The 3,109-nt window shown below is 58.3% G+C and carries 1 protein-coding gene; it reads right to left on the minus strand.

Features of this window, described 5'->3' with window-relative positions; genetic code table 11:
- Positions 1-16: 16 nt before the first annotated feature.
- Positions 17-2,488 carry a PSD1 and planctomycete cytochrome C domain-containing protein gene (locus M9Q49_RS10630; RefSeq protein WP_254508720.1) on the minus strand — a complete coding sequence of 824 codons (2,472 nt, stop codon included), beginning with the start codon at positions 2,486-2,488 and terminating at the stop codon, positions 17-19.
- Positions 2,489-3,109: the final 621 nt, after the last annotated feature.

The raw sequence follows: 3,109 nt of genomic DNA on the forward strand, positions 1-3,109 counted from the left end.
ACTGAACTTTATCTAATCAATCCAAATTTCGAAATTCCGCCGCCGCCAGGAGCGCCTGACAGTACGCCACGAAAGCCTTATCACGATCGTCAGTCGCGGCGAAGAACTGTTTCGCTAACGCCTGCTCAGCATCATCGGGCGTACGGCCGAAGCAGAGCGTGAAGGCGCGCGTTGGTTGTTTCGCTTCGTCCGGCACTTCCAGTTTCACACGATGTGCCAACCCGCGAGCTCGCGCGGTGACGAACTCGCTGTTCATCAAATAGAGAGCCTGCACGGGAACATTCGTGGTCTCGCGATCGCCGGACACCAGGCTGGGTTCGGCGAAGTCGAAGAGTTCGAGGACATCGGGCAAGCGATCACGAATGACCGGCAGATAAACGCTGCGATGCCGCATGCCGTCGAGATCTTTGGGGATTTTGGGATTCAAGCCGATGAGCGAAATGGGGCCGTCGCCGATCTCTTTGCCGACGAGCGAGGCGGCGGGACGATCCGTTTTCAGTTCACTGCCGACGGTGAGCATGGCATCGCGGATTTCTTCGGCCGTGAGGCGGCGTTTGCTCGCCCGCCACAGCAGTCGGTTTTCGGGGTCGATCCGAAAAGCCGCGGCCTTGTATTGCGATGACTGGCGATAAGTACGCGAGAGGACAATTTCGCGCACCAACTTCTTGAGCGACCAGCCGTTCTCGCGAAACTTCACGGCAAGTTCGTCGAGCAACTCCGGATGACTGGGGCGCTGGCCGCTCATGCCGAAGTTGTCGACGGTGCGGACCAAGCCGGCGCCAAAGAGGTGACGCCACACGCGATTGGCCATCACGCGGGCTGTCAGCGGTTGCTCGGGATGCGTCAGGAACTGCGCGAGTTCGAGTCTGCCGCTTTGCCGTGCTCCGATGGCGAAAGATTCGGAAATGGTGAAGACGGCTGGGAGTGCGCGGGGAATTCGATCGCCGGGCTTTTTGAGGTCGCCACGGTCGAGCATTCGCGCCGGGCCGATCTTGTCGGATTCCAGAACGCCCATCGTGAGCGGCAGCGGCTGGCCTTCGTCGTCGACCTTTTCAAGTTGACCTTCGATGCCGCCGGTCGCCCAGAAAATGCGCAGTGCGTCGGTCAACGTAAAGGCTTTTTCGGTGTCTTCGCCCGTGCGAGCCGCCTTCATGATCGCGGCCATGCCGTCTGCTTGTTGCTTTTTCAGGTCGGTGAGTTGCTGCTTCAAATGAGCGACATGTTGCGGCGTCACGCCCTGATGAAACACCGGCAGGTTTACGCCGCGCGGCAACGGCAAGGGATCGCCGCCGAGGCGATTCGTGGGCGTGACATAGGTGCCGAAGAACGTTCGCGTGCTGCCGAAGATCCCCTTCAGCGCGTAGTAGTCGTGCATCGTGAAGGGATCGAACTTGTGATCGTGGCAACGGGCACAAGCGATGGAATTGCCGAGGACGGCCCGCGTGACAGTGTCGATTTGCTCGTCGATCACATCGGCGACAAACTGCTGGGCATCGGCTTCATCGAGATTCTTCGGCCCGAGGGCGAGAAAGCCGGTGGCGATAAGGAGCCTCGCTCGCTCGGTGTCATTTTCAAACGGCAACAGATCTCCAGCGATCTGCTCGGTCAGAAAACGATCGAAGGGAATGTCCGCATTCACCGCATCGATCACATAGTCGCGATATCGCCAGGCGTAAGGGAACGCCATGTTGGCTTCCTTGCCGCTCGACTCGGCGAAGCGGGCCACATCAAGCCAATGCCGGCCCCAGTGCTCGCCGAACTGCGGCGTGCCGAGCAACTTGTCGACCTCGCGGGCGATTGCAACATCCAAGCCGTCAGCACGGATCGCAGTGTCGAACTCGCTACTCGCCGCTGGTGTCGGCGGCAAACCGATCAAGTCAAAATACAACCGCCGCAGCAACGTCGTTGGCTCGGCATCTTTGCTGGGAGCGAGTCCGGCCGATTCCAACTTCGCGAGAATGAAATAATCCAACTTTTGCTTCGGCCAGTCGGCGTTCTTCACCTCTGGCGCGATCTGCGCGATAGGCTTTTGCAGGCTCCAAAACTTCCTGCCGGTCGCCAGATCCACTGGCGCGACAAAGCCTGCGGCGACCGCTTCGCGCGGATCGGGCGCACCCATTTTGATCCACTTCGCGAAGTCACCGAGGACTTCCTTAGCTAGCCGCTCTTTTTTCGGCGGCATCTTCAGATCGGCGGTGTGTTCGATCGCGGCGAGAAGAATGCTTTTGTCCGTGTCGCCAGGGACGACGGCGGGCCCGCGGTCGCCACCTTTGCGAATCGCGTCGCGCGAATCCAGCAGCAAGCCACCTTCCGATTTTTTCCCGCTGGTCGAATGACACTGATAACAATGCTGCACCAGAACGGGGCGGATCTTGGCTTCAAAGAATTCCAAGCCTTTGGGATCGGCAGGGTCTGCGGCGCGACCTGCATTCGCCAAGATCGCCTGCAGGGAGAACGTCAGTGCTGCGACCATCAACAGTCTGAGCATTTCACCAACTCCGCTCCATTGGTAAGCAATCTGACTCTGTTTATACCTAACGCGCGATCGCAACTCCACGCAGATCACAGCCGGCCGCTGAGCAAATACGCTGGTCATACTCCTCATTCCCTGCTCGGGTTGCAGCAACCGCTGGATTTTCGGGCAGTGGAGTCAGTTTCTGGCGGCGAAGAGAAGCTGAAGAAGTCTGAAAAATCCAGTTCTGAAGAAGTGACAAGTTCGCCGCGACACAGCGACAAAACCACCTGAATGAGCGACAGGCCGTTACAATCCCCACTTATCTGGTGGAAATGATTGACTTTTCACCGAAACTTCAATCACAATCCCGCTGTTAGCCATTCGGGGTTGAAAATAGCGCATTGCCAGCACAACCGCTACCTATCACACCCCAACAGAAGAGTGCAGGGATCCCTCGCAATAAGCACGATTGCGCAACGCCGCAAAGAACGGTTTGCGGCAAGCGGCAAGATCAACCTCCGCTGATCTTGCGCGCGCATTCTCGCCATTGCGCCCTGCCTTCAGCCTTTTCCTCGTTGGTTGCTCTCATAGCACGCCGGAAATCATCCGCGGATCTTCATCGCCGCTTTACAACTTATTGAATGGAACCTCTCC

It is taken from the genome of Anatilimnocola floriformis, assembly GCF_024256385.1.
Lineage (GTDB): Bacteria > Planctomycetota > Planctomycetia > Pirellulales > Pirellulaceae > Anatilimnocola > Anatilimnocola floriformis.